The sequence below is a fragment of the Methylacidiphilum sp. Yel genome (assembly GCF_004421185.1).
Classification (GTDB): domain Bacteria; phylum Verrucomicrobiota; class Verrucomicrobiia; order Methylacidiphilales; family Methylacidiphilaceae; genus Methylacidiphilum.
The window spans coordinates 1-25925 of the sequence record NZ_LXQB01000009.1 but is presented as its reverse complement, the minus strand read 5'-3'; the positions used below and the strand labels follow the sequence as shown (position 1 = coordinate 25925).

Sequence of the window (25925 nt, the reverse complement as noted above, 5' to 3'; positions counted from 1 at the left end):
AGGCCGATGAGAGTGTCAGGGTCTATCAAAACCTCAACACCCTCATCGGAGAGCTTGCCCTGGCTAAATCTGGTCAGTTATCTCCAGGAATCCCCTGCCTTTAGGCATGGGGAGGATGTCAAAGTCCAAAAAATAAGCCAATTCGAATTGTTAAAGGTGATCTGGTCGTTTTTCCCAAAGGACTCTCTTGTCAGTGGGAAATAGTAAAAAAAGTAAAAAAACATTATAAAATCGGTTAGCTTCGATAGATTTTTTCTTAAAGTTGAGTATATAAAAAGATCGATAGAATTTTTCATAATAAGATCTTGAGGCCCCATCATCTAGTCGGTTAGGATACGGCCCTCTCAAGGCCGGTGGACGGGTTCGAATCCCGTTGGGGCTATTTTTTCCTAACCAACTAATCAAGGAGAGGAAAAAGTAGGGAAAAAGTGCTTCCTTGCCCTAAGGTGGAATGGACTTCTACTTTACCTCTGTGATTTTCCATAATTTTTTGGACAATCGCCAGCCCCAGTCCGGTTCCCTCCTTTTTCCTTGTGAGAAAAGGAACGAAAATGTCTTCAATTTCTGCTTGGGTCATTCCAGAACCTGTATCCTTCACTCTGATGGCCAAGTAGGGTTCGGCATCATTGTGTTGAAGTTCAGCTATAATTTCCAACATACCTCCTTCTTCCATTGCTTGAATCGCATTGAGGATAAGATTGAGCACAGCCTGTTCGACTTGTGCTCTATCCGCCTTTAGGTTAGGGAGCAAAGGAGATATTTTGGTCTGCACCTCAATTCTCTGGCCAGCCAGTTTATGCCTTGAAAGAAGGAGGACGTCATCGATGATGTCTTCCACTTTCATTGCTTCCAAAGCAGGCTCTGTGGACCTTCCAATGACAAGAACTTGATCTACAATCCGATTTAGTTGACTCATCTTTTTTTCGAGGATCTCCAGATCCCTCTGAGAAACTGGATCTTCCTTGATTCTCATTTTAAGACTATGGAGAAGCATATGGATGACGGTCAGAGGATTTCTTATTTCATGAGCGATTTCAGCAGCGAGAAGTCCCAAGGAAAGCAATCTTTCTCCTTCCCTCAGATTCTCTTCAGTTTGAACAATTCTCTCTAAAAGCCTAGCCTTGGCTAGGGCCACTGCTGAAAGATCAGCTAGGGTTTGGAGAAGTTGAATTTGACTGTTGGAAAATCGATGAGGGGTAGCGGTAAAAATGGCAAGAAGCCCTTGACACTCTTTGCCGAATACCAAAGGGACTGCTAAGAAGGAGACCATTTCATTTTCTAAAGCAAACTCCGGACAATGCATCAAAGATTCTTCATGGATATCTTGAATGGCTAAGGGCTTGCATTTTTTAACAACGACTCCAAAAATTGATTCGCTTAGAGAAATGATCATCTTCTCTTTTTTTATGTCTTCCTTATTGCTGTCATAGGAAGCAATGAGAAGGAGCTCTGACTTTTCCCGATTCAGCAAAAACAGCTTGCCCTTATTGGCGTTCATAAAAAAAACCGCATTGCGGACCACTCCTTCTAAGGTTTTTTCTAAGTCTTCTTGAGAAACGATCGTTCGTCCAATCTCAATCAAGGTAGAAAGCTGCTTGGCCTGTTGACGCAATTTCTCTATTTCCCAAGCATAAGAAAGCCACTGCGCTGCTTCAGAAGCAATGGTTTCTAATTGCTTTTCGTGTTGTGGCTTATAATGACTTTTTTCATGGCTATCCACATTCAGCACGCCTACGATGGTTGACTGCCACTCGATCGGCACCGCTAGCTCTGAACGTATCCTTGGATCAATGGAAACATAACGCCAATCCTTTGAAACATCGTCAATCCGCAGTGGCTTTCCAGAAGTTGCTACCCAGCCAGTAATCCCTTCCCCCACCCTAAGTTTCGTCTTTTTGGCTCTTCGCTTAAGCCCAAAGCTTGCTTCGATATCAAGAAAACCTGTATTTGGATTGAATAAGACAAAGGAGCCACTGTCGGATTGAGTAATGTCAATGGCGATTTTTAAAAAATGCCGGATAACACCTTGGACAGTAAGCAGTCGTTTGATTTTATTTATGGATAACAGACTAGCTTTTTTGGCTATAAAGAGGTTGTTTTTATCCCCAGATCCACTTTTCATGACTCTCCAGAACTAAATTCCGGCAGCCTTTCGAATATTCCTTAAAATTTCCTTTATCTCTTCTTCCTTAACTATTTTTTCCCCATTTTTGTTTAATACATAAAACGTATCCAAAGCGGCTCCCTTTTCAGTAGCGATTCGAGCTGAAACAATTTCTATTCCCAACTCTAAGAGCGCATTAGAGATCCTGTACAGAAGAGCCGGTTTATCAGGAGTTTGAATATCAAGGATAGTGTATTTTTTAGAGGAATCCTGATCGAAAGTAATGGAGGTAGGAAATTCTCCTTCATAATCCTCTTTAGTTATAGTCCTGTTTTTAGCAAGCTGCTCAGTAATATCAAAAGATTCGCTAAGGAATGCCTTTTCAAGGATTTTACAAAAAGCATTTTTGTACTGCTCTTTAGCAGCAAACTCCTTGTTCGAAGTGCACACTTTAAAAATATCGAGTACAATGCCATCGTTGCGCGTATGGATATCAGCGCTTAAAATGGAAAGACCCAGCATAGAAAAACTACCACAGATCCTAGAAAAAACTCCTAACCTATCCCATGTGACAACAATGACTTCAGAATGATCCAATTCGGGTTTATCGATCCATTTCACCACCGGTGCTAATACATTGGAACTGGAGTCAATCTGATTCATAAAGAAACGGTGAATGAGCTCGATATGAATAGAGATGGCTTCTTCGGAAAAAGTTTGAAAATACCGTAAAGGAAGATTATTAAAATGCGCTTCTACTTCTTCCTCATCGATGCGAGAAGAAAGCCTTGCCTTCGTTTTTTCTTTTATCTGCTCAATGGATTTTCTCCTCTCAATAATAAACTCTTCTCTGTTAGCCAATGCTCGTGAGGTTTGATGATAAAGTTCCCACAAAAGAAGATTTTTCCAGCTTGTCCAATTTTTGGATTCCCCTGTTCCTTCTTGATCCGCAAACGTTAATAATAGGAGCATATCCAATCTTTGCTGAGAGCCGACCCGCCGGGCAAAATCTAAAATTGTTTCCTCATCCTCAAGATTTCGTCTGACGGCTATCTGTCCCATCAAAAGATGTTGATCCACCAAAAAAATAAGATCGGAAAGCTCTTCAGCAGACAATCTGAGCCGCTTGGCTGCATTCATGGCATTGACCGCACTCAGTTCTTCATGATGCTTTCTTCGATTGGCTGCTCTGCCTGTATCGTGTAAAAGAATTGCCAAATAGAGTATAAAAGGACTCTGTAATTGATGAAATAAAGAGGCAAAGTTTTTATAAGGGGCTTCTTTTGCCCCAAGGAGTGCATCGATGACTTCGATAGCTTTCAGGGTATGCTCGTCAGCCGTATACCTATGAAAGAACTCGTGTTGGACAAGACAGCGTAAGGGAGCAAATTCAGGAAAAAGTTTTCCAAGCAATCCAATCTCGTGCATCTGTCGACAGACTTCTCCAACCTGGCCTTTCCTAGAAAATATGAGCCGAATTAAATTCCGAACATCTCGACGACGCAAAAAATTAGCATTAATTAAATGTAACCTATTTTTAATCTGGATTTTTAAGGTAGGTCCTATTTTTAGTCCCCACCGTTGGATAAAAGAAAAGGCTTTGAGGATAAGCAGGGGATTTTCAGTCAATTTTTCTGGATTAACAACTTCCAGGCTATGGTTTTCTATAGAAAAAGAGCCAAAAGGCTTGCCCGTTCTCCCTTTAGAAAGAAAGCCTTTTTTTTGAGCAGCAATTGCCTGAGCCGTCGTATTGGCAATAAGATAAATTTGAAGCGCATGATCATAAAAGTGGCGCATGAACTCTTCCACCCGTGCCAAAATATCTTTTTGCGGATAACCCAAAGCAGTGGCAATTTTTCCCTGACTTCCTAAAGTCAAGAGATCAAATTTTCTTTTTTCTAGAAAATGGAGTTCTTCCCGAACCCGAAGCAGAAAATCATAGGCATTTTCTAATTTTTCCCAATCTTTCAACTCCATCCACTTCTCGCTAATAATCTGTTCTCTTTGGGTTATCTTTTCTTTGATTCTAGCAATCCAAAAAAGACTCTGGTAATCTCTTAGACCTCCACAGCCCCATTTGATGTTAGGCTCCTGAACCAATACCGTCGCTCCATATTTTTTATGTTGTTCTTTGAGATCTTCTAAACGCCATTCGATGAACTCCTTTTCTTTCCCATTGATACAGGAAGGCTCAAAAATCCTTTGAAATCTTTCCCACAGCTGTTTTGAACCGCAAATCAAATCGGCATCAAGGAGGGCCGTCTTCGTTTGCAAATCCTTATTTGCCCAAGCAATAATTTCTTCTAGTTGATGCGTCGAATGTCCCACATCCAATCCGATATCCCACAAAAAATAAAGAATCTTGTGGATTAATTCATAAATAACATCCTCTGCCCCTTTTTGAGGATCATATAAGAAGAGCAAATCGATGTCACTAGCTGGAGAAAGCTCTTTTCTTCCAAATCCACCCACCGCCACAAGCGCAACGGATGGCTCTTCAAAAGCCATAGGGGAAAAGAGTTGTTCTAAAGCCATTTCCCACATATGAGTCAATATGACCATGAAGAGTTCCGCTCGCTTCCTAGCAATAGATTTGCCGCTAGCTCCTAAAGCACCCTCCATTCGCAAATGATGCAATTCTTTTTTAAGAAAATTTTTGTAAAACAAAACAAGATCCTTTGGCTTTTTCTTGCTTTGGATCAGTTCTTTTTCTATTGCCTTCAATGACTTACTGAATGGACTCATCTTACTTTTGCAACTCTTAACTTTTCCATTATCATAACTCAACGACATAATCTTTACAAAGACTGCTGACAGAAAGAAATTAACATTATGATTCAACTCGGACTCAATATCGACCATGTTGCAACGCTAAGGCAGGCAAGGTATAAACATAACCCTTTTTCTTTTAACGCAGAGCCATCACCCCTAGAAGCCGCAAAAATAGCTCAGAATGTAGGAGCCCACTCTATTACTGCTCATCTTCGGGAAGACCGGCGGCATATACAGCTAGAAGATATGCAACTGCTCCGTGCTGCGGTAAAACATTTGAACATGGAAATGGCTCCCATCTCCGAAATGATCGAAATAGCCTTGGAGATTAAGCCAGATGAGGTTTGCTTGGTTCCAGAAAAAAGGGAAGAAGTTACAACCGAAGGCGGCCTGGATGTGGTTCGTCAACTCCCATCAATCAGGAAGGTGGTATCGGAACTTTCTCAAGCCAACATCATCGTGAGCCTTTTTATAGATCCCGATCCCAATCAGATAAAAGCCGCCAAGCAAACCGGTGCCCAATGTATTGAACTGCATACGGGTCAATATGCCATGGCTACTGATTTAGAAATCATCGAAAAAGAAATTGAAAAACATAAGCAATGCGCTTTGCTTGCTCACGAATTACACCTCCAGGTTAATGCAGGTCATGGGCTAAACTATAAAAATGTTAGTCCTTATATTCGTTCCGTACCCTTCCTTCATACGCTCAACATTGGCCATGCGATTATTTCGGCAGCCATTTTTTTGGGTCTTGAAAATGCTCTAAAGAAAATGCTTAGCTTGATTGAAAAAGCTGCTTAACTGATGGATATCATAGCCGTTGGTATTGATTTGGTGGAGAACAGTCGGATTGAATCAGTTTTAAACCGTTTTGGGGATCGTTTTTTAAAAAAGATCTACAGAGAGTCCGAACTGGCCTATTGCTTTTCAATGGCTAATCCCATTCCTCATCTTTCAGCTCGATTTGCAGCGAAAGAAGCAGCGATCAAAGCCCTAGGAAGTCCTATTGCTTATTGGAAAGATATTGAAGTACTTTCTAAGAAAAATCGAGCACCTCAACTTTTCTTTCATGGGGAAGTTCTTAAACTCTCTTCTTCAAAAGGGGTAAGTTCTACCTACATCAGCCTTTCTCATTGCCATTCGACCAGTGCTGCAGTCGTCATTCTTTCTGGTTGATCGGCATTGAGTTCCTCCTCCTATGTTTATAGGAGGAAGAGACCTTGAGCCTTAGTTTATTCTTTATAGAAGATTGCTTTGATCATTCCTTCCTTAAACTCATACTGAGCTTTAGCCGCAGCAACCTTTGCTTGCCAGCTTTTATCCATTGCCTCCACATAAGCTGCGGCTCCGTGTTCAAGCTCTGCTCCCCATTTGGCCCTTATTTTTTCTTTGAGGATTTCCTTAAAAACCTCTTCCCAAGCTTCAGAGCTTGTCTCTTCAAATCTCCTAAGAAGACACTCAATCACATCTTCACACTCAATCAGATCTTCATGTTTTTCAGAGCATTTCGTTAATTTTTGACAATTTTCGCTCTTTTCCATAGTATACTCCTTTTTTCTTTTTCGAATCGTTCCATGGACAAAAGACTCCCCTGGGTCGATTCTTCTTACAAAATGAGTATAGCTGCTTGTCCCTACATAAAACAAGGAGTTTGGGAAAAATATAATGAAAGAGGTTTAAAACAGGGCCTTACAACAAACTTTGGGACTTATTTTTTCACTAACCTTTTAGGTGAAGGATAGACGCAAGGACAACAGCCCATAACTTGACAAAAGACCTTACTGAAATAACTCAGGCTTGAATACCCAACAGCGAAAGCAGCTTCCGTAACATTATAATCGCCTCTTTTCAATAGCTCAGCTGCTTTTTCTATGCGCAGATTTCTAACATACACAGGAATAGACATTCCTGTTTCCTTAGAAAAAAGTCGACTTAGGTAAGAAGGACTTACTCCCAGATACCGAGCTAATTCAGAAAGCCCAATTGCGCTTGTGAAGTGTTCTTTAAGATATTCTTTTGCTTTGCTGACAATCAACTTATGGGCTGGAGAAAGCGGACAGATTTTTTCTTCCGCATGCATGGGCTCAAAGAGGACTTCTGCCGCTGCCTCCAAGGAAAGAGCATGAGCATAAAGAGCTAGAGTCGGTTGAGAAAGAGTCCCAGACAAAAGAATTTCCAGACGTGATTCCAAAGAAAAGGAAATTTCATGAGGATTGCCGATTAACGGTTCTTCTCTTTTTCCCTCTAGCCAGGCTTTGACCGATGGCAAAAGCCATTCTTCCAATCCTTTAAGTTCCTGTGCCAGAGCACTTCTTGACCATTCCACTGTGACAAACTGCGCATACTCCCCGCCAATTCTTTCAGCACGTAGGTCCTTCTCTGTCAGCGCATAAAAACCTACCGTTCCGGGTCGCAACTCTACTTGTGCCTCCTCCGTATACACAATGCCATAGCCAAGCTTATTGATGCAGATCTCAAGGCTATTTCGATGAAAACTTCTCGACCAATCAAAAGAGCCATCAATGCGTGATTCAACAATTTCTAAACTCCAACCCTGATCATAAAAATTCCCTGCAATCTGCCTCCACCTTCCAGAAATATCTTTCCATGCCCCCCGCTCTACTTTTGATAAATTCATCACTTTTTTTCTTTCTGCAAAATTAGGAACAGTGTCAACTTATTTTGAAGCGCTATCTGCTGGATCTAAAATCATCAGCCGATATCCGATGCCAGGTTCTGTGAGGAGTAATTTTGGCTGCATAGAATTTTCCTCTATCTTTTCTCTTAGCCTGGCCATGTACACTCGCAGATAATGGATCTGCTCAACTGAATGAGGCCCCCATATTTCCTGCAAAATCTGTCGGTGGGTCAACACCTTGCCGGCATGACGGACCAGCAGTCTTAAGATGCTATATTCCGTAGCCGTCAAATGGATCTCTTTTTTGTTACAAAAGACCCTCCTGTTGACAAGATCGACTTCCAAGCCATCTGTCCGAAAAACCTGCAGGCATTCTTGGGGTTGCAGCCTTCGGAACAATACTCTCATTCTGGCCATCAGTTCTTCATCTCCAAAAGGTTTGGTTAAATAGTCATCCGCCCCACTATCCAAAGCCTGGACTTTCTCTTTTTCCTGATCCACGGCCGAAAGAACAAGAATAGGAATTTGGCTCCATTCCCTTATTCTTTGGATAACAGCGATTCCACTCATATCTGGAAGTAATAAGTCAAGGATGATGAGATCAGGCCTTCTCTGAGCTGCTTCCAAAATTCCTTCTTCTCCTTTTGCAGCCACATAAACCCGATAGCCTTTTTTTTCAAGAATCAATCTTAGCAATTTGAGCATTTGCGGCTCATCATCAATGACAAGCACAGAATGTGGCATCTGTCCTTCTTTACTCAAAGCTTCTGAGTGTTCAAACTTTAGAGGTTTCATCCTTTTGCGGCATTGGGAATGTTTCTGGCACATTTTCTAGCGGTAGGATAATGGAAAAGACAGCGCCTCCTTCCGGACGGTTTTGAACCTGCACCTTTCCTCCATGTGCATCGACTACGCCTTTAACGATCGAAAGCCCCAATCCTGTCCCTCCCGGAGGAGCGCCTGTGCCTCGATAAAACTTTTCAAAGATTCGGGTTAATATTTCAGGATCGATGCCGGGTCCTCTATCAGCCACCTGAATCACCAACGCATTTTTCTTTACTGAAACATTTAGTTCAACAGGGGAACCAGCGGGGGTGTGTATGGCAGCGTTGAGCAAAAGATTATTTAAGGCTTCCAACATCAACGAAAAATCGATCCGGACTAGGGGAATTCCCTGCTGGATGTTTACTGTAAGAGGTCTACCAGCCAACTCCTTTTCGGTTTCTTTTAAGGCAAGGTTGATTAAATCATGAATGTCAGTCCATTCTCTTTTCAATTTAAACCTACCAGATTCGATTCTGGCCATATCCAGTAGATTGCGCACAAGCCTATTGAGCCGAAAGGTTGCCGATTTGATTTCTTCCAATAAAACTCGCTGATCGGTGCGGCTCATCAAGCGATCTTCCTTACTTAACGATTCGACCGCCGCAGTTATGACCGCTAGAGGCGTTCGCATTTCATGGGAAATGGAATTGAGAAGCGTACGACTGAGTCTTTCAGATTCGGCAACAACCCTAGCATGCTCGGCCAACTCAGCAAGTCTTTGCCGGTCAATGACAAGTGCAATCTGATTAGCAAAAGCTTGAATGAGGCTTTTTTGATCGAAAGAAAGCGATTGAATCCCTGGAATATTTATCCCAAGAACCCCTACACAGCCCTTATGAGTGGTCAACGGAACATAATAGGCTTTGGATAGAGGCAGGTTTTCTGTAAACCTGCCCGCCGCTTTGCCATGTTCAAAAGCCCAAGTGGCGACTCCTGCTTCCTTTTCTGTCACCTTTAAGGTACTTGCCCAATGAGGAAGACCAGAAAGCTTATTGTTATAAGGATTAACTAGAAAAACAGCCACTTCCGCTTGGAAAACGTGGATAAGCTGCTCGATAACTTTTATCACAATCTCATCGAGTCCAGCCGCTTGAGAAAGTTCCTGACTGAGCATATAAAGAGCAGAAATTCTGGCTTCTCTTCTTCTCTCCGCTTTTTCTTGAGCTCTTAATCTAGCAATAAACTGACCTAAGACCAGAGCAACGACAAAATAAGTAAACACAACAAAACCGTTTTCAATACCCTGAATTCCGGTTACAAACCGAGGAGAAAGAAAAACATAATCCCAGATGATCGCACTTAATAACGCCGCAACGATGACAGGCCCTCTCCCAACAAAAAGCGCAACGATGACAATACCTAATAGATAAATCATTCCAATGGATCGGCTCCCAATCCATTGGTTCAACCATAAGCAAAGGAGCGTAATCGCTAGAATGACCAAGCAAGTTATTCCGTATTGAGAAAAACCGGACTGGGGAATAATCGGAAAAGTTTTCGGTGTTTTTGCTACACTTTCCTCTTCTCCAACGATATGAATATCGATCTGGCCGCTTTCCCGTACCAGTTTATGCAGTAATGATCTGCTTTTAAACCATTCGATTAACCCCTTTCCTCTGGGTTTTCCCAAGACAATCTGCGTAATGTTTCGTTGTTTGGCAATGCGAATAATTCCACGAACTATATCCTCATCTGTCGTAGTAATGATTTCTGCCCCAAGCTCTTTGGCTAATTCTAGGTTTTTTGAAAGCCTTTGTTGGTCTTCTTCTGAGAGCACCTTGCTGGTCTCTACATAAACCGCATACCAGGGGCATTTCAAACTTTCTGCATGTCTTCTTGTCCATCTAATGAGCGTTTCTGACGAAGGGCTTGCACTGATGGCAACCAAGAGCCGGTGCGATATTTTCCAGGGCCCCAATATATGCATAATCTGCATGTATTCCTGGACGTCCTTTCCAGCCTTCTCTGCTGCTAATCTCAAAACAATTTCCCGAAGCGCCCTTAAGTTGCCTTCCTTGAAAAAATTCAAGGCTGCCGCCCTCGCTTGTTCGGGAATATAGACTTTGCCTTCCGCTAACCGTTTAAGGAGATCCTCTGGAGAAAGATCGACCAGTTCGATCTCCGCCATATCTACAATGCTATCGGGGACCTTTTCATAAATGGGCGCTCCAGTAATCTGACTGATCATGTCCGTGCGACTTTCTATGTGCTGCACATTAAGCGTGGTAAAAACATCTATTCCAGCATCGAGTATTTCTAGAACATCTTGATAGCGTTTCAGATGCCTCATTCCGGGCGCATTGGTATGAGCCAATTCATCGACAATCACAAGCTGGGGTTTTCTTTTGAGGATCGCATCTAAATCCATCTCTTCTAGAAGAATATCCCTATAGTGAACGATTTTCCTCGGAATGATAGGGATTCCCTTGGTCAACTGCTCGGTTTCTTTCCGTCCATGGGTCTCGACAAAGCCGATGACTACGTCTTTGCCGTTATTTAATTCCACCTGCGCAGCCTGTAACATCGCATAGGTTTTTCCCACTCCAGGGCACATCCCTAAAAAAATTTTCAAGCTTCCCCGACGTTTTTCCCCTTCTTCCTTTTCTACTACCTCAAGCAAGGCGTCTGGATTGGGTCGATTTTCTATTTCCTCTTGCATTACTCAAAATAGAAGCTATGTATATGGGTTTACAAAATGAAATTGTGAATAAAGAGAAGTGAGGAATATATTCATTCTAATATAACCGTAACTCCTATTGATTTCTATTGATAGACAAATATCTTTATCGACTATTATAATACAGCAGCAACTAACAAGGGGCAATCACTATGGCACACTCTATTACATTAAAGGCTAATATAAGGAAAGCCATCGGCAAGTCCGCTGTGAAAAAACTCAGAGCCAATGGTCGGATCCCAGCCATTCTTTATGGAAAAAAATCCAATCTTGCTCTTGAGATTCCGGCAACAGAACTCAGAGACCTTTTTCATGGGAAAAGAGTGGAAAAAGTGCTTTTAAACCTAGAAATTATAGATAGGGAAGAGAAAAAATCGACCCTGGCATTTCTTCAAGAAATCCAACTCCATCCGATTACTGATAAACTCATCCATTTGGATCTCCACGAACTATCTTCCGATGAAAAACTGCACGCAGAAATTGACCTTGTTTTTATTGGAGAGCCACAGGCTTTAAAATCCGGCACCGCTAATCTAGATATATCGCTGCGAAGACTCAAAATAAGCTGCTTTCCTAAAGATCTTCCCAATACAATCCCAGTTCCTATAGAACAGTTGAAAACAGGGGAATCGCTTCATGTGGGGGATATTCCTTTGCCTCCAGGAGTTGAGTGCCTCAATCCCAAAAATCAAGTAGTTCTCTCTTTGGTGGCAACTAAAGGAGAAGAAGAAATTGAAGCCCCGACAGGAGAAACTGCTGAACCTGAAGTCATAAAGGAAAAGAAGCCAAAAGCTGAAGAATCAAAAGGAGAATAAGCTGCCTCTTTTTTTTTCAGTTGCATGGCCTACATAAAGGAAATATGCCGTGTTTCGCATGGTAATAGGGCTTGGAAATCCCGGAAAGGAATACGAGAATACCAGGCATAATATAGGATGGAAAGTTGTAGAGGAGCTAGTAAAAAAAGAGCGTCTTTCATTTGTCATAGATAAAAAGAGCTTGGCTAAAGTAGCTTTAAAAGAAGAGCTTTGCTTTATGCTCCCTCTAAGCTATATGAATTTGAGCGGTAAAGCGGTTGGAGCTTATTTAAAAAAATGGCCATGTGATCCAAAAGAAATATTAGTTCTTCTCGACGATATTTCTTTACCTTTAGGAAAGCTGCGATTTAGGTTTAAAGGCTCCTCTGGAGGGCATAAAGGATTGCAGTCTTTAATTGACGAACTGCATTCTGAAGAGATTCCAAGACTGCGTTTGGGCATAGGGCCCTTACCCGAAGGGGAAGAACTGGTTCATTATGTCTTGAAGCCTTTTAAGGAAGAAGAAAAAGAAAAAGTTAAGGAGATGATCCTAAAAGCGATAGCTTTTTTTGATTGTTTACAAAAGGAAGGAGTTGAAATTGCCTTGAACAAATTTAGTTCGTAGAAGTATGTATTAATAAAAAATGGAATGCTAGGGACAGTATCATGAATAGAACATATGATGCTTTATATATACTCGATATCCAAGGGAAAGAAGAAGCGATCAAAGAACTAATCGAGCAGATTGAAAAAACGATAACAACTCTAGGAGGAAAGATCCTAAACATCCAAAAAATGGATAGAAGAAAATTTGAAAGAGTCGCTGGAAAAATCGATTCGGGTTATTACGTAAATTTCAGATTTGAAATACCCCCTCTTTCTTTAAAAGAACTCGAAGCAAAATTAAGAATGAATCCTTCGATTTACAGACAATTTTACGTGAAAAGAGAACCGAGTCGTACTACTATTCAAAAAAACCATGTGGAGACGCTCTTGAGTTAAGATTTTATGGCTGATTTAAATAAGGTTTTCCTCATAGGTAATTTAACTAGGGATCCTGAATGTCGGTATACTCCCAAAGGAACCCCCGTAGGGGATATATCCCTTGCGATCAACAGTTCGTATCGGGCCCAAGATGGCCAGGTAAAAGATGAAGTCTGTTTTGTAGAAGTCGTTATATGGGGTAGGCAGGCGGAAACCTGCAAAGAATACCTACAAAAAGGCTCTTTGGTATTTGTCGAAGGAAGGCTGCAGATGGAGCAGTGGGAAACCAAGGAAGGAGAAAAAAGGACGCGGATGCGAGTCCGGGCCGATAGGATTCAGTTTTTGGGGAAGACTAAAGGCACGGGAAGTAATGCGGCTGGACCAGAATCCTCTCCTTCCAAAGCTGAAACAACCCTCTCTGCCCCTGAGGAACAACAAATTAATGAAGATGAAGTTCCCTTTTAGTTCTTGACAACAAGGGAGGAAGAAATAGAAAAAAACCCCTATTGCATAGGCTGTATTATGAATATAGAGGTCATTCTCAATAAAAAACTTGACAAAGTGGGTGCTGAAGGAGATCTAGTGAGAGTCAAAGCTGGGTATGCCAGAAATTATTTGATTCCCAAAGGATTAGCCACACTGGCCACCTCCGCCACAAAATTGCAAGTCGAGCGGCTAAAAAAAATTCGAGCTGAAAGAGAAGAGAAGGAGAAAGAAGCGGCTTTGGAACTAGCTTCAAAAATTGGATCCCTCCGACTGACTTTTAATCTGATTGGAGAAGAAAAAACCAAGAAGGTCTTCGGTGCCGTCACTTCCCAAGACATCTGTGAGAAGCTTGCTCAGGAAGGAATCCAGATTGACCGGAAAAAAATTTCTCTTGAAAGACCGCTTAAGGAATCTGGATTGCATGTTGTACCCGTTCATATTCATCCAGAAGTTTTAGCTCAACTTCAGGTGGAGTTGGTCTTCCCAAAGAAAGAAACCGAAACGGAAACAACCGGTAGCCAAGACAAAAAAAGCGACAAGAAAAAGAAAAATAAAAAGGGCGCTCAAACAAAAAAGACTCAACCTAAGAAAACTAAGACTTCTTCAACATAGCAACATGCAGCCCTGCTGCAAACGGTTTTAATAAAAGAAACTAACCCACTTTGCCTCTTTGCTATGGTTAAGGGTTTGACGGGGATAGCAGGGAAAGGAAAGCTCTGTGAAACCCAATACTTTTCTCTTTTTGTTTAAGCAAACAAGAGAAGAAGTTCTCCTTCGAGGGCTGTTTTTCATTCTTTTCCTCTATTTGTTAGGTCTTATAGAAGTATCTTTTAGCCAGGCCACTACGGATGGTCTGAATCTGCCTCCGCTGCCATCATCCATCGACTCACAGCCACAACCAAAGGGTTTATCTCCAGAATCGACTCCACCACCAACAAATCCTGCCAACAAATCCAATCTTGCACAAGAACAGACTGAACAGCTGCTCCCATCAGCTCCTCGTCTTACTCCCCCCACTCCACCCCAAGCTCCTCCTGAGGAGGAACATCCTGTAGAACAGGCGGAAAAGCCTGTCCCACAGGCAATACCAATCAAAAAAAAACCAAAAAAAATAGTTGGTCCTCCTAGTGGGGCTGAAGGCCAGAAGAAAGGACCAACAGTCAAAGAAATAGAGATCGTTTATGTCGGTCCCAAATCAGTTAACCGTTCTATGATCCTTTCCAACATGCGCACAACGGTGGGACAGCCCTATTCAGCAACAACCATCGAAGAAGATGTCAGAAATCTTTATGCAACTGGTCTTTTTACCAATTTGAGGATTACCACCGAAACCGTAGCCGAAGGAGTCAAAGTCATCGTTATCGTTCAACCTAAACCACTAGTTAAAGAAGTCACCATTCAAGGGGCAAAACAAATCCCGGTAGAAAGAATCAGAAAACAAGTTAAAACAAAGATTGGGGATCCTTTAAGTGAGTTTCAAGTCTCAGCCGATGCTGAGAAAATCCGAGAATATTATCAAAATCATGGATTTAGCAATGCTCAGGTGACTTATAAGATAGATGTCAACGAAGAATTTGGCCGTGCCATAGTCAGCTTTTCCATTTCCGAAGGAGAAAAGCAGTTTATCGTCATGGTTAATTTTATTGGGAACAAAGCTTTCAGCAATGCAGAATTACAAAAACAGCTCAAAACGAAAAAAAAGAACCTACTCTCTTTCGTTAATAAATCAGGGATTCTTAAAGAAGACCAACTGCAGGAAGACTTAAGAAAGCTCAAAGAATTTTACCAGGATCACGGCTATATCGATATGCAGATAAAAGATGTCAAAATCTCTACCCCTGAAAAAGAGAAAATGGTGGTAACCATCAGCATTTTTGAAGGCATCCAATACAAAGTGGGAACCATACAATTTCAAGGAAATGTCATTTATCCTAATTCCGATCTGCTCGACAGCATCAAAATGAAAGAAGGCAGTGTCTTTTCTCCAAAAGGATTAGATGATGACATTAAAGCGATACGCGATCTCTATGGCAAGCAAGGATATATTGATGCCGAAATAAAACCCGAAAGACTAGCAAATATAGAAAATGGGAGGATTGATCTGCTTTTTAAAATCTCTGAAGGAAGCCAGGCCTACATAGATAAAATCATTATTCAGGGGAACAATCAGACCAAAGACAAGGTCATCCGCAGAGAGCTTGCAGTGACTCCAGGAGATGTTTATGACAGCGTTCGTGTGGAGGCAAGTAAGAAAAGATTAGAAAACCTCGGCTACTTTGAAAAAGTGGAAATAAATCCCCAAGACACCAACGTTCCAAACCGGAAAAACATGGTTATTTCTGTCCAGGAAAAAAGAACTGGAAATGTGACTTTTGGACTTGGATACAGCACCATTGAGAGCCTGCTTAGTTTTGTCGAGCTAAACCAAGGAAATTTTGACATTGCCAACCCCCCTTCTTTTACAGGTGCCGGTCAGAAATTCCGGTTTCGGTTGCAGCTGGGCATTTTTATGGAAAGTGCCATGCTTTCTTTCACTGAGCCATGGTTCATGGATCAACCACTTATGGTTGGTTTCGATCTGTTTTTCAATCAGCTCACCTATCTGCAGTTTTATAACGGCTTTAATGAAACCCAGTATGGCTTAGACTTGCGCTTGGCCAAACGACTGAATCAATGGTTTACCTTGTCGACCCGATACGATTTTAATGTCTATGATCTGTGGGGCTACCTTCCAGAGGTAGAGAACATTCCCGTTTTTGCTCAGAACAGAGGATCGAGAACACAAAGCGATATTACCATGGATTTGATTTATGATAGCCGAGATAGTGTCTTTGTCACCCGACATGGCACTTTCCTGGATTTCAATATCTTGGGCGCTGGTGGTCCACTCCTAGGCCAAACAGACATTTACAGACTTCAATTGGATATATCCCACTTTGAAAATTTCCCTCTATGGGATATTATCATGTGGAATCATCTCACCACAGGATTTGTCCAACAGTATGGGAAAAGCAGTTTCGTGCCCCTGTTTGATAGTTATTTCGTAGGGGGGCCTCGGTCATTGCGAGGTTTCGATTATAATCTAGTCGGTCCTAACTACTTACCTTTGGATTTCCCCATAGGAGGCCAAACCATGGCAGTTTGGAACCTTGAGTTTACCTTCCCTGTAGTCGATAGAGTCAGATTTGCGGTTTTCAATGATATGGGCTTTAATGCTGGATCCCTGATCGGACCCAATCAATATGTCCCCACTCCCTTTGTTGCTGGTCAAGGAATTAATATCGATGCCGATTACGGTTTTGGCTTAAGATTGTTTCTACCAATTGGCCCCCTCCGATTGGACTATGGTATTCCTTATTTGAGACAAAGCTGGCTAAATAAAACTGGAAGATTCTATTTTGATGTCGGCTATTCCTTTTAATGAACAAAGCAAAGCAGCCTTAAGAGGATAGTCGTTGGGATCTTCTCTATGACACTAAAGGAGAAAAGAAGAAGGGGTGGTCGCATTGGGGTGAGGATCGAGAAGAGAAAAGATAGAAAATGATTTGACAAAAAAAGAATTTTCATTTTTGATAATGATTCTTAAAACTAAAAAAAGAATTGTCAACATGGGAAAAAGGAATTGCTTGTAAGAAGAAACAAATCCCATATATTTTCTAGCTGTAAACTATATTAAAAAAGGGGTAATGTAGAAGGGAAAAGATCTAAAAAAGAAAGCTTAAAACCTTCTAACTTAGTTATAGGATTTCCATTCATAATGAAGAAAAAATAAAAAGTCTATGAAACCATTTGTCTATATTACTACTATTCTGTGTGCTTTATCCATTACATCCGTGTATTCTCAACAGGTATTGAAAATTGGTGTTGTGGATCTTCAGAAAGCTTTCAATGATTTCTATAAAACCAAAGAAGCCGATGCCGAAATGAAATCCAAAGTGGCTGCCTTTGAAAAGGAGCGTCAAGAAATGGCCAATGACTTAAACAAGGTTGGAGAAGAGGCCAAAAAAATGCACGATGCGGCTCAGGATAAGACGCTTTCTGAAGCTGCTCGAGCTGAAAAACAGAAGGCTTTCGAAGCAAAAGCTCAAGATTTCCAAGCCATGCAAAGGAAGTTCCAAGAATTTCAATATGTCCGAACAAAGGAACTAGAAGACCGTTCCCAAAGAATACGTCAAAACATCATTGATGAAATCACCAAAGCGATTTTAGAAATTAGCAGCCGCGAAAAATTTACTCTGGTTTTTGATAAATCGGGTAAAAGCCTTAGTGGCACCAATGTATTACTTTATTGTCAAGACGTTAAAGATATTACCGATGAAGTCATTCGAACAATAAATGCAACCAAACCCCAGCCAAAGGCTGCCTCTACTTCCCCATGATCCTTTAGAAGAAGCAAAGTTAGGCCTTGCTTCAAGGCTGGAGGAATCCATCCACTTTAAAGGAATCTAAAAGTGGTCTCTTATTCAGTTGGACAGTTAGCTGAGCTTGTTGGAGGAATTATTGAAGGAGATCCGGAGTTAAAAATTACAGGTGTCTCCGATATTTTTGATGCTACAAAAGGACAAATCACCTTTTTGAGTAATCCAAGATATGAATCGGCTGTTGAAAAAACGAAAGCTTCGGCAATCGTTGTTTCGAAAAATTATAAGGGTTCAAGCCCTGCAACATTGATTCGGGTAGAATCCCCTTCCCTTGCCTTTTCAACGATCATTTCCCTTTTCTGTCCAAAGCCAGTTACCTACGAACCTGGCATCCATCCCACCGCCATTATAGGCAAGGAGGTTGGAATCGGCAAGGAAGTAAGCATCCAACCCTATGCCGTGATCGAAGATGGCGTAAAGATAGGCGATAGGGTAATCATAGGGGCCTTCGTTTTTATTGGCAAAGAAAGTGTTATTGGAGAAAATTCTTTTCTTTATCCTCATGTGACAGTACGAGAAAGAACGGTAATTGGCAAAAGGGTTATTCTGCATTCGGGAGTCGTTGTCGGATCCGATGGGTTCGGATATGAAAGAAAAAATGGAAAGCATGAAAAAATTCCGCAGGTGGGGATAGTCCAAATAGACGACGATGTGGAAATTGGAGCCAATACGACGATCGATCGAGGTAGATTTGGAAAAACCTGGATTCAAGAAGGCTCTAAAATCGACAATCTTGTGCAGATTGCGCATAATGTGGTTATTGGCAAACATTCGATCATTGCAGCTCAGACAGGGATTTCTGGTAGTACTTCCCTAGGCAATCAAGTAACATTGGCTGGCCAAGTCGGCATCGCCGGGCATATTCATATTGGAGATGGAGCCACCATCACCGCCCAGTCTGGAGTAACCAAAGATGTCCCGCCTTATTCTGTTCTTTCAGGCCGTCATGCACGACCAATTCAACTCACCCACAAACTAGAAGTTCTTTATAATCGGCTTCCTGAAATCTGGGAACGACTCAAGAAATTAGAAAAACAACTGAGGACTGAAGCCAATCCCCCTGAGGCTGATCAAGACCTCTCAACGGAATAGGTTCCTTGGATATGAAAGCTTTTAATGTCGGATTGATTGGCCTAGGCAATGTTGGCTCTCGGGTATGGCATAACCTATTAACCCACAAAAACTTACTAGCAGAAAAATCTGGGAAAATTATTGAAATCAAGCGGGTTGCCGTCCGTTCCATACAAAAAGGATATAACTTAGGCATACCTAAAGAGATCCTTACGACTGATTGGCAAGATATTGTCAACGATCCAGAGATTGAAGCGGTAGTGGAGTTAATTGGTGGGATTGATATTTCGTATGAAATTATTACAAGTGCCTTAAAAAAAGGAAAGGATGTCGTAACCGCTAACAAAGCCTTACTGGCACACCATGGGCAGCAGATAGCCAACATTGCTTTTGAACAAAAAAGAAGAATTCTTTTTGAAGCCAGTGTAGCTGGAGGCATTCCTCTTCTGCAGGCTATTCAAGACGGACTGGTAGCGAACCGATTTCTGATGATTGCTGGCATCGTCAATGGCACCTGCAATTATATTCTCACAGAGATGACAAACCAGAAAAGCTCTTATGCTGAGGCTCTCAAGAAAGCCAAAGAACTTGGCTATGCGGAAGCAAATGAAAAACTAGATGTGAGCGGTGAAGACAGTGCGCATAAAGCAGCCATTCTCTGTGCCCTCTCCTATAGGTTCTGGCCTAAAGTCGAAGAAATTTATACAGCCGGTATCGAATCGGTGGATCCCATGGATATTCAGTATGCGGCCGATCTGGGATACATTTTAAAACTACTAGCCATTATAAAAAAACATCCCCATTCGAAAAAGGTTGAAATTCGAGTGCATCCAACCTTACTTAAAAAAGATCATATTCTTAGTTCGGTTTCAGGAGCATTCAATGCTGTCATTGTGAAAGGAGATATCGTGGGAGATCAGTTATTCTATGGAAGAGGAGCAGGTGGCGATCCCACAGCCAGCGCCGTACTAAGCGATTTGGTAGAACTCGCAAGATATCCTTCGGATGTCTATAATTCGAGGATTTTCTTTTCCAGTACTGAGAGCGAATATAAGATTATGCCTATTTCGGAAATTATTTCCAGGTATTATGTCAGGCTTAATGTCGTCGACAAACCAGGAGTTCTGGCTTCTATTGCTCAAATCCTTGGACGAAAGAATATTGGCATATCCTCTGTCGTTCAGCCAGAGGTCTCAAACCTTTCCCAAGGTGTACCTCTTATCATCATGGTCCATGATGCCAAAGAAAAAGACTTTACAGAGGCTTGTGCAGAGATGTCTAAACTTCCTTTTCTTAAGGGTAACCCAGTGATATATAGAGTAGAGGATTTTCATGCTCAAGGTGAATAATGAAAGGTCATGGCAGGGTATAATCAAACAGTACCGGGATCGACTTCCCGTATGCGCCAATTGCCCAGATATTACCCTCCTGGAAGGCAATACTCCCTTAATCCCTTCAACAAAACTTCCCCAGCTTTTTGGGAAAGAGTTGAAAGTCTATTTTAAGTATGAAGGCCTCAATCCCACCGCCTCTTTTAAAGACCGAGGGATGGTGGTTGCCATAACCAAGGCTTTGGAGCAGAATAAACGAACAGTCATCTGCGCTAGTACTGGCAACACCGCCGCTTCAGCAGCCGCTTACGCGGCAAGAGCTGATTTAAAATGCTTTGTTTTTCTCCCACGTGGAAAGATCGCTTTAGGAAAACTCTCGCAGGCCATTATGCATGGAGCAGAGATCGTGGAGATTGACGGATCCTTCGATGATACCATGCGAATGGTTATCAAATTAGCCGCTCTTAGACCAGAAATTGAACTAGTTAACTCCGTCAATCCAAGTCGGATTGAAGGACAAAAAACAGCAGCTTTTGAAATTTGTGATACCTTAGGCGATGCTCCAGACATTCACATTCTTCCTGTAGGAAACGCCGGGAACATTACTGCCTATTGGAAAGGCTATAAAGAATATCATGAAAGCAAGCTTTCAAGCAAACTGCCTCAGATGCTTGGATTTCAAGCAGAAGGTGCCGCTCCTATTGTCAAAGGCAAAATCATAGAAAACCCAACGACGATTGCTTCAGCTATACGAATTGGTAATCCAGCAAGTTGGAAAAAAGCTGTCGAAGCAGCCAGAGAATCCTCAGGAAAAATTGATTCAGTCACTGATTCTGAAATCATTGAAGCCTATCAGTTTCTGGCTACAAAAGAAGGCATTTTTGTCGAACCCGCCTCCGCAGTATCGCTTGCTGGCTTTTTGAAAATCTGTAAAGAAACTACTCTTGCTAAGAATACGACTGTGGTGATGACACTCACAGGTCATGGCCTAAAAGACCCAGCTTTCTCTGAATCTATCTTTGCTTCCTTCCCGCGCCACCAGATCCCTCCTTCCATTGATAAGGCCTTAGAAATTCTAGAAAATGCAAAAAAAAGAAACTAAAAAATTTTCCTTTTATTCTTTTCTTATAGATTAGATTATTTCTCCCTACAGGGATTATTATTATATTATTAATTCCATTACTTAATTTTTTTTTATTTATGACTTTAACAGAAAAGATACTGGCAAAAGCTAGCAAAAAATCGAAAGTCTTTCCTGGAGAGAACATTTGGGTGGAGACCGACATTCTCCTTACTCATGATGTTTGCGGACCAGGAACCATAGGCGTCTTTAAAAGGGAATTTGGGAAAAATGCCCGCGTTTGGAATCCTTACAAAATCGTGATCATGCCCGATCACTACATTTTTACTTCCGATTCTCTTTCCAATAGAAATGTGGACATTTTAAGAGCTTTTACAAAAGAACAGGGCCTGCCCTATTTTTATGATGTCATTGATGATCCCAATGGGAACTGGAAATTTGATCCTCTCAAAGGGCCTTTAAAACGTCAGTACGGAATGCATTACGCTGGTGTTTGCCATACCGCGCTTCCTGAAAAAGGCCATGTCCGACCCGGGGAAGTGCTCTTTGGAACCGACAGTCATACGTGCACAGCAGGGGCATTCAACCAGTTCGCAACGGGAATCGGAAATACGGATGCGGGATTTGTAATGGGAACCGGAAAATTGCTCATTAAAGTCCCCCCAACTATCCAATTCTATCTGGATGGAGAACTTCAAAAAGGAGTCATGGCCAAAGACCTCATCCTTTACATCATTGGGGAAATTGGTTTTGACGGAGCCACTTATATGGCCATGCAGTTTGAAGGTCCAGGAGCCTTCTCCCTCTCAATCGAAGACAGAATGACGATGGCAAATATGGCCATCGAAGCAGGGGCTAAAAATGGGATATTCCCGGCAGATCAGAAAACTATCGACTATGTCAATCAGAGGATTTTAAAGAATGGCACTAAAAAAGAATTCGAAATCGTTGAGTTAGAAAAAGATCAAAAGTTCTTTGCTTCTTACTCAATCGATCTTTCTAAGATAGAACCAACTGTGGCAGCTCCACCTAATCCAGCTAATAGATTTAAGGCTAAGGAACTGGCTTCCGTAAAAATTGATCGGGCCTATCTTGGCTCTTGTACCGGAGGCAAGCTCACCGATTTTATTGCTTTTGCCTCGATTCTTAAAAACAATATGGTAAGCGTAGAAACTTTTGCTGTGCCTTCTACCCCAGAAGTCGTCGATCAACTCCACAAAATAGAGATTGAAGGACAAAGTCTGTGGGAAATATTAGTTCAGGCAGGAGTGAAAATTACAGAAAATCCCTCCTGCGCAGCCTGTCTTGGAGGACCAATGGACACCTTTGGGAGGGTTAACAAGCCGCTGGTGTGTATCTCTTCGACAAACAGAAATTTTCCTGGGCGGATGGGAGATAAAGCTGCCCTTGTGTATTTGGCTTCTCCAATGACGGTGGCGGCTTCGGCCATTAAAGGTAAAATTACGGACCCTAGAGAATTTCTCTAATTACTTTTTGTTGAAAATAAGGAGATAATAAAAGGATGGGAAGGTGGATTTCGAAAATAAAAAAATGGAACTTGCCTCTAATCCTTCTGCCCATTATAGCATTTATTGTTCTCTCTTGTTCCTCGACCATTGGAGGGTATGAATATACTTTAGTGACTAAGGACAAGACTCCTTTTTATACTCAAGGGCCTGGAGAAGAAGTGCCCGATAGTTATCTAGAAAAAGGAACACGGTTAAAACTGCTTGGCTCCACAGGAGAAGGGTTCGTTCGGGTAGAAACCACACGAGGCAAAAAAGGATTTGTTCCTGTCTCCTATCTTGAAAAGCAAGATGCTTATTATGGCGCTCCTTCAAGCAGTTTTGGTCCTAATTGGTGAAAAGAAGCCTTAAGAAAAATAAATTTTCCAATTACACTTTGCCATTTATAATAATAAGCACTGGACAGATGCCGGAGTGGTTGATCGGGCACGCCTGGAGAGCGTGTAGTCGGCTAAACCGACTCGAGGGTTCGAATCCCTCTCTGTCCGCTTTGTTTCCTTGATCGTAGCCAGGAAAACCTTTGTGCCTTACGACAGCAACAAGCTTGATTTAGGGTTATCATGGGCCGAAGCAAGAAAACGGTTGTTAGCAGAGGGCCTTTATTACTGTTTCTTTCTAAATTTTGGGCTCCTGTTCCATGGATGCTTGAAATAACGATACTTTTAGAAATCCTTCTTCACCGCATCTATGATGGGATCGCCATTGCTGGATTCCTAATCTGTTCCTCCATGCTTTCTTTTTTGCAAGAGTACCGTTCGAAACGTGCCCTTCGTTCTCTGCTCAATAAACTTTCTCCTAACGTTCGAGTACTCAGAGATGGAGTATGGGCAACAATCCCTGCAAATGAATTGGTTTGTGGGGATCTTGTCCTTTTACGCAGCGGGGATATTGTCCCTGCCGATCTGCAACTCATCGACGGAGAAATAGAAGTAAATGAATCAACAATAACTGGAGAGTCTCTCCCACGTACCGCTCAACCAGAAGAAAGGCTTTTAAGCGGATCTTTTGTGGAATCAGGACAAGCGCGTGGCATTGTCATAGCGACAGGAGCAAAAACCCACTTTGGAAAAACAACCCGGTTGATTGAAATTGCCTCTCCCCCAAGTGAAGCCCAAAAAGTCATATTCAATATCGTTAAAGCATTGGTCTATGTGGATAGTCTACTCATCGCATTGATTTTTTTCTATGGAATGATAAAGATGGCTCCCCTATCCTTTCTCTTGCCTTATGCCCTTGTTATTCTTATTGCCTCCGTTCCTGTTAGTTTGCCTTCTGTTTTTACCTTGGCCACAGCCTTAGGCTCAAAAGAGCTTGCAGAAAAAGGAGTGCTCTGTACCAGACTTTCTGCTTTAGAAGACGCCTCAACTATGGACGTTTTGCTTGTAGATAAAACCGGAACGTTGACGTGTAATGAACTCAAGCTTCAGATTTTAAAGCCCTTTGCTCCCTGTACAGAGCAAAATCTCCTGCTTTTTGCAGCGCTTTGTTCCGATCCTCTGAGAGAAAATCCTATCGATAAAGCTATCCTTGAAAAAGTAGACGAACTGCATTTGTCTACCAAAGAACTTGACCTAGACTTTCAACACTATATTCCCGCAGATCCTAAGACCAAAATGGCTAAGGCTATATACAAAGATAAAGAAGGAAGACAGTGCATAGTCCTCAAAGGATCTGTTTCTACAGTACTAAAAACGATAGGAATCGATTCCATAGAGGTACTGGATCAAGCAAAAACGCTTGAGGCCGATGGCTCACGTATCCTTGCTGTTGCCTATAGTTCTCCTGCTGCCAATACGCTGCTGGGACTTATCGGTTTTTCGGATCCACTGAGGAAGGATGCAAAAGAATTAATCGCAAAGATTAAATGGCTCGGTATCAAAGTGGTTATGCTCACTGGAGATCAGGAATTCACTGCAAAATCCATAGGCAAACAAGTGGGTATTGGAGAACATTCGATTACCTTATCAGATTCTTCGGCTATTGATCCCCAACAAATTGAAAACTATGATATTATAGCTGGGGTTTTCCCTGAGGATAAATATAGAATTGTTCAGGCATTTCAAAAGAAAAATCATGTGACAGGAATGACAGGGGATGGCGTCAATGATGCCCCAGCGCTTCGACAAGCCCAAGTAGGAATAGCCGTTTCGAATGCAGTCGATATCGCAAAATCCGCAGCTAGCCTTATTCTTACAAATCCAGGCCTAATGGATATCATTCCGGCAATTATGCTCAGCCGTGCTATCTTCGAAAGGATCCTCACTTATATCCTCAACAAAATGGTCAAAACGGTAGAAGTAGCGTTCTTTATGACGCTAGGACTAATAGTTGGAAATATTTTTGTATTGAATCCATTTCTTGGTGTTCTTCTTGTCCTTTATAATGATGTGCTCACTCTTTCCCTAGTGACGGATAGGGTAAAACCATCAAACCGGATCCGAAAATGGCCAATCCAATCGATTGTCATTGCAGGGACAACGATCGGTATTATGCTACTATTCTTTTCTTTCGGCCTCTTTTTGGTAGCTAAATATGCTTTAAAGCTGGATCCATCTCATCTCCAATCCCTTAGTTTTATCCTTCTCGTATTGGAGGGGCAAGCTACCCTTTACCTTGTCAGGGAGCGACGCCACTTGTGGCATTCCCTTCCAAGCCCCTGGATGCTAGTTACCTCGACCATGGTGCTCTTAGGCCTAACGTTCCAGGCTACTAAGGGAATTGGCATGGAGAGCATTGGATTTTCTTCTCTTATGGCTATTGTCATAGCCATTCTCCTTTATTTCTTCATTCTAGATTTTTTCAAAGTTTGGCTTTTTCGAAGACTTCATCTTTAGCAATAGCCCATAGCTATTGGAATCTTCATGGGATCATGGCCTCCGCTCAGAACATTCTCCTGGAACATCCAACAGTTCAAGGACCTGGTTTTCTTAAATTGCTCCTCTTATTCAACCATGACTATGAGAGAGAGTCGAAGCAAAATAGGAAGAGAAACACCCAGAGGTCTTCCAGAAAGAAAAGCAAGGGGATAAGCCAAAGAAAAAAATCAAGAAGGAGGTTTCATCCAAGAAAAGTGGTAGCTCTTTTGGTAGTTTACCATCCATCGCCGTAATGCCCCTGCCTTCAGGCATGGGGATATAAGGCGATAAATTATAGCTATGTGTAGTATAATTATGTATGAACAGAAAAGAACAATTGAAATCCAATAAAAATAT

General features: G+C 41.9%; 23 protein-coding genes and 2 tRNA genes. 18 read left to right on the top strand and 7 right to left on the bottom strand.

The features are described 5' to 3' along the window. Positions 1-140: 140 nt before the first annotated feature. Positions 141-239, top strand: a complete 99-nt coding sequence (locus A7Q09_RS01125) for a cupin domain-containing protein (RefSeq protein ID WP_279636279.1) — start codon at positions 141-143, stop codon at positions 237-239. A gap of 70 nt (positions 240-309) precedes the next feature. Next, positions 310-382: transfer RNA gene (locus A7Q09_RS01120), tRNA-Glu, on the top strand. A 15-nt stretch (positions 383-397) separates the two neighbouring features. On the opposite strand, the gene A7Q09_RS01115 is transcribed toward A7Q09_RS01120, so the two are convergent. Together A7Q09_RS01115 and glnD are read right to left on the bottom strand one after the other, a co-directional pair. Beyond that, positions 398-2122: a GAF domain-containing protein gene (locus tag A7Q09_RS01115; protein WP_134389491.1), complete on the bottom strand. Its 1725-nt coding sequence runs from the start codon at positions 2120-2122 to the stop codon at positions 398-400. Positions 2123-2134: 12 nt separating this feature from the next. Beyond that, on the bottom strand, positions 2135-4849 hold the full coding sequence (gene glnD / locus A7Q09_RS01110; RefSeq protein WP_244228437.1) for a [protein-PII] uridylyltransferase: 2715 nt from the start codon (positions 4847-4849) through the stop codon (positions 2135-2137). Between the two features lie 87 nt (positions 4850-4936). Between glnD and A7Q09_RS01105 the strand changes: the two genes are divergently transcribed. Continuing rightward, positions 4937-5680: a pyridoxine 5'-phosphate synthase gene (locus tag A7Q09_RS01105; protein ID WP_134389489.1), complete on the top strand. Its 744-nt coding sequence runs from the start codon at positions 4937-4939 to the stop codon at positions 5678-5680. Between the two features lie 3 nt (positions 5681-5683). Continuing rightward, entirely contained in the window at positions 5684-6055 is a 372-nt protein-coding gene (acpS, locus tag A7Q09_RS01100) for a holo-ACP synthase (RefSeq protein ID WP_134389488.1), read from the top strand. Between the two features lie 56 nt (positions 6056-6111). Here acpS and A7Q09_RS01095 read toward each other — a convergent pair whose 3' ends face one another. The 4 genes from A7Q09_RS01095 to A7Q09_RS01080 form a co-directional block, all read right to left on the bottom strand. Further along, the gene (locus A7Q09_RS01095) at positions 6112-6420 is read right to left on the bottom strand and encodes a hypothetical protein (RefSeq protein WP_134389487.1); all 309 of its coding nucleotides are present in this window, start codon (positions 6418-6420) and stop codon (positions 6112-6114) included. Between the two features lie 167 nt (positions 6421-6587). Beyond that, positions 6588-7517, bottom strand: a complete 930-nt coding sequence (locus A7Q09_RS01090) for an AraC family transcriptional regulator (protein ID WP_134389486.1) — start codon at positions 7515-7517, stop codon at positions 6588-6590. 39 nt (positions 7518-7556) lie between these two features. Then, on the bottom strand, positions 7557-8312 hold the full coding sequence (locus A7Q09_RS01085; RefSeq protein ID WP_134389485.1) for a response regulator: 756 nt from the start codon (positions 8310-8312) through the stop codon (positions 7557-7559). Continuing rightward, a complete protein-coding gene (locus A7Q09_RS01080; protein WP_134389484.1) occupies positions 8293-11001 on the bottom strand; it encodes a sensor histidine kinase KdpD in 2709 nt (902 codons plus the stop codon). Before A7Q09_RS01080 ends, A7Q09_RS01085 begins: the two co-directional genes overlap by 20 nt. A gap of 170 nt (positions 11002-11171) precedes the next feature. On the opposite strand from A7Q09_RS01080, the gene A7Q09_RS01075 reads away from it, so the two are divergent. The 14 genes from A7Q09_RS01075 (at position 11172) to A7Q09_RS01010 (ending at position 25547) form a co-directional block, all read left to right on the top strand. Then, on the top strand, positions 11172-11834 hold the full coding sequence (locus A7Q09_RS01075; RefSeq protein ID WP_134389483.1) for a 50S ribosomal protein L25: 663 nt from the start codon (positions 11172-11174) through the stop codon (positions 11832-11834). Between the two features lie 58 nt (positions 11835-11892). Continuing rightward, positions 11893-12438, top strand: coding sequence for an aminoacyl-tRNA hydrolase (gene pth, locus A7Q09_RS01070; protein ID WP_244228438.1), 546 nt, complete (start codon positions 11893-11895; stop codon positions 12436-12438). A 41-nt stretch (positions 12439-12479) separates the two neighbouring features. After that, positions 12480-12815: a 30S ribosomal protein S6 gene (gene rpsF, locus A7Q09_RS01065; protein ID WP_134389481.1), complete on the top strand. Its 336-nt coding sequence runs from the start codon at positions 12480-12482 to the stop codon at positions 12813-12815. Between the two features lie 6 nt (positions 12816-12821). Then, positions 12822-13262 (top strand): single-stranded DNA-binding protein, encoded by a 441-nt coding sequence (locus A7Q09_RS01060; protein ID WP_134389480.1) that lies wholly within the window; start codon positions 12822-12824, stop codon positions 13260-13262. A gap of 57 nt (positions 13263-13319) precedes the next feature. Next, positions 13320-13895 carry a 50S ribosomal protein L9 gene (gene rplI / locus A7Q09_RS01055; RefSeq protein WP_134389479.1) on the top strand — a complete coding sequence of 192 codons (576 nt, stop codon included), beginning with the start codon at positions 13320-13322 and terminating at the stop codon, positions 13893-13895. 106 nt (positions 13896-14001) lie between these two features. Further along, a complete protein-coding gene (gene bamA / locus A7Q09_RS01050) occupies positions 14002-16704 on the top strand; it encodes an outer membrane protein assembly factor BamA (protein WP_134389478.1) in 2703 nt (900 codons plus the stop codon). 358 nt (positions 16705-17062) lie between these two features. Next, a complete protein-coding gene (locus tag A7Q09_RS01045; protein WP_134389477.1) occupies positions 17063-17662 on the top strand; it encodes an OmpH family outer membrane protein in 600 nt (199 codons plus the stop codon). A gap of 72 nt (positions 17663-17734) precedes the next feature. Next, positions 17735-18796, top strand: a complete 1062-nt coding sequence (gene lpxD / locus A7Q09_RS01040; protein WP_134389476.1) for a UDP-3-O-(3-hydroxymyristoyl)glucosamine N-acyltransferase — start codon at positions 17735-17737, stop codon at positions 18794-18796. An 11-nt stretch (positions 18797-18807) separates the two neighbouring features. Then, positions 18808-20124: a homoserine dehydrogenase gene (locus A7Q09_RS01035; RefSeq protein WP_134389475.1), complete on the top strand. Its 1317-nt coding sequence runs from the start codon at positions 18808-18810 to the stop codon at positions 20122-20124. Continuing rightward, a complete protein-coding gene (gene thrC, locus A7Q09_RS01030; protein ID WP_134389474.1) occupies positions 20108-21208 on the top strand; it encodes a threonine synthase in 1101 nt (366 codons plus the stop codon). The genes A7Q09_RS01035 and thrC overlap by 17 nt, the downstream gene beginning before the upstream one ends. A gap of 98 nt (positions 21209-21306) precedes the next feature. Continuing rightward, the gene (locus A7Q09_RS01025; RefSeq protein WP_134389473.1) at positions 21307-22674 is read left to right on the top strand and encodes an aconitase family protein; all 1368 of its coding nucleotides are present in this window, start codon (positions 21307-21309) and stop codon (positions 22672-22674) included. A 35-nt stretch (positions 22675-22709) separates the two neighbouring features. Further along, the gene (locus A7Q09_RS01020; RefSeq protein WP_134389472.1) at positions 22710-23051 is read left to right on the top strand and encodes an SH3 domain-containing protein; all 342 of its coding nucleotides are present in this window, start codon (positions 22710-22712) and stop codon (positions 23049-23051) included. A gap of 62 nt (positions 23052-23113) precedes the next feature. Beyond that, a tRNA-Ser gene (locus A7Q09_RS01015) sits at positions 23114-23201 on the top strand. A 72-nt stretch (positions 23202-23273) separates the two neighbouring features. Further along, complete coding sequence (locus tag A7Q09_RS01010) at positions 23274-25547, top strand: HAD-IC family P-type ATPase (RefSeq protein ID WP_244228436.1); 2274 nt, start codon at positions 23274-23276, stop codon at positions 25545-25547. A gap of 111 nt (positions 25548-25658) precedes the next feature. Here the strand turns inward: A7Q09_RS01010 and A7Q09_RS10615 are convergent. Continuing rightward, positions 25659-25925, bottom strand: a 267-nt coding sequence (locus A7Q09_RS10615; RefSeq protein ID WP_208526655.1) for a hypothetical protein, incomplete at its 5' end; no start/stop codon positions are given.

Excerpts from the sequence above, each read along its gene's own strand:
- A7Q09_RS01025 (WP_134389473.1), top strand. The coding sequence starts at position 21,307 with ATGACTTTAACAGAAAAGATACTGGCAAAAGCTAGCAAAAAATCGAAA.
- rplI (WP_134389479.1), top strand. The coding sequence starts at position 13,320 with ATGAATATAGAGGTCATTCTCAATAAAAAACTTGACAAAGTGGGTGCT.
- rpsF (WP_134389481.1), top strand. The coding sequence starts at position 12,480 with ATGAATAGAACATATGATGCTTTATATATACTCGATATCCAAGGGAAA.
- A7Q09_RS01020 (WP_134389472.1), top strand. The coding sequence starts at position 22,710 with ATGGGAAGGTGGATTTCGAAAATAAAAAAATGGAACTTGCCTCTAATC.
- A7Q09_RS01035 (WP_134389475.1), top strand. The coding sequence starts at position 18,808 with ATGAAAGCTTTTAATGTCGGATTGATTGGCCTAGGCAATGTTGGCTCT.
- A7Q09_RS01060 (WP_134389480.1), top strand. The coding sequence starts at position 12,822 with ATGGCTGATTTAAATAAGGTTTTCCTCATAGGTAATTTAACTAGGGAT.
- A7Q09_RS01105 (WP_134389489.1), top strand. The coding sequence starts at position 4,937 with ATGATTCAACTCGGACTCAATATCGACCATGTTGCAACGCTAAGGCAG.
- glnD (WP_244228437.1), bottom strand. The coding sequence starts at position 4,849 with ATGAGTCCATTCAGTAAGTCATTGAAGGCAATAGAAAAAGAACTGATC.
- A7Q09_RS01010 (WP_244228436.1), top strand. The coding sequence starts at position 23,274 with ATGGGCCGAAGCAAGAAAACGGTTGTTAGCAGAGGGCCTTTATTACTG.
- A7Q09_RS01045 (WP_134389477.1), top strand. The coding sequence starts at position 17,063 with ATGAAACCATTTGTCTATATTACTACTATTCTGTGTGCTTTATCCATT.
- A7Q09_RS01095 (WP_134389487.1), bottom strand. The coding sequence starts at position 6,420 with ATGGAAAAGAGCGAAAATTGTCAAAAATTAACGAAATGCTCTGAAAAA.
- acpS (WP_134389488.1), top strand. The coding sequence starts at position 5,684 with ATGGATATCATAGCCGTTGGTATTGATTTGGTGGAGAACAGTCGGATT.
- A7Q09_RS01080 (WP_134389484.1), bottom strand. The coding sequence starts at position 11,001 with ATGCAAGAGGAAATAGAAAATCGACCCAATCCAGACGCCTTGCTTGAG.
- pth (WP_244228438.1), top strand. The coding sequence starts at position 11,893 with ATGGTAATAGGGCTTGGAAATCCCGGAAAGGAATACGAGAATACCAGG.
- A7Q09_RS01085 (WP_134389485.1), bottom strand. The coding sequence starts at position 8,312 with ATGAAACCTCTAAAGTTTGAACACTCAGAAGCTTTGAGTAAAGAAGGA.
- A7Q09_RS01115 (WP_134389491.1), bottom strand. The coding sequence starts at position 2,122 with ATGAAAAGTGGATCTGGGGATAAAAACAACCTCTTTATAGCCAAAAAA.
- A7Q09_RS01090 (WP_134389486.1), bottom strand. The coding sequence starts at position 7,517 with ATGAATTTATCAAAAGTAGAGCGGGGGGCATGGAAAGATATTTCTGGA.
- thrC (WP_134389474.1), top strand. The coding sequence starts at position 20,108 with ATGCTCAAGGTGAATAATGAAAGGTCATGGCAGGGTATAATCAAACAG.
- A7Q09_RS01075 (WP_134389483.1), top strand. The coding sequence starts at position 11,172 with ATGGCACACTCTATTACATTAAAGGCTAATATAAGGAAAGCCATCGGC.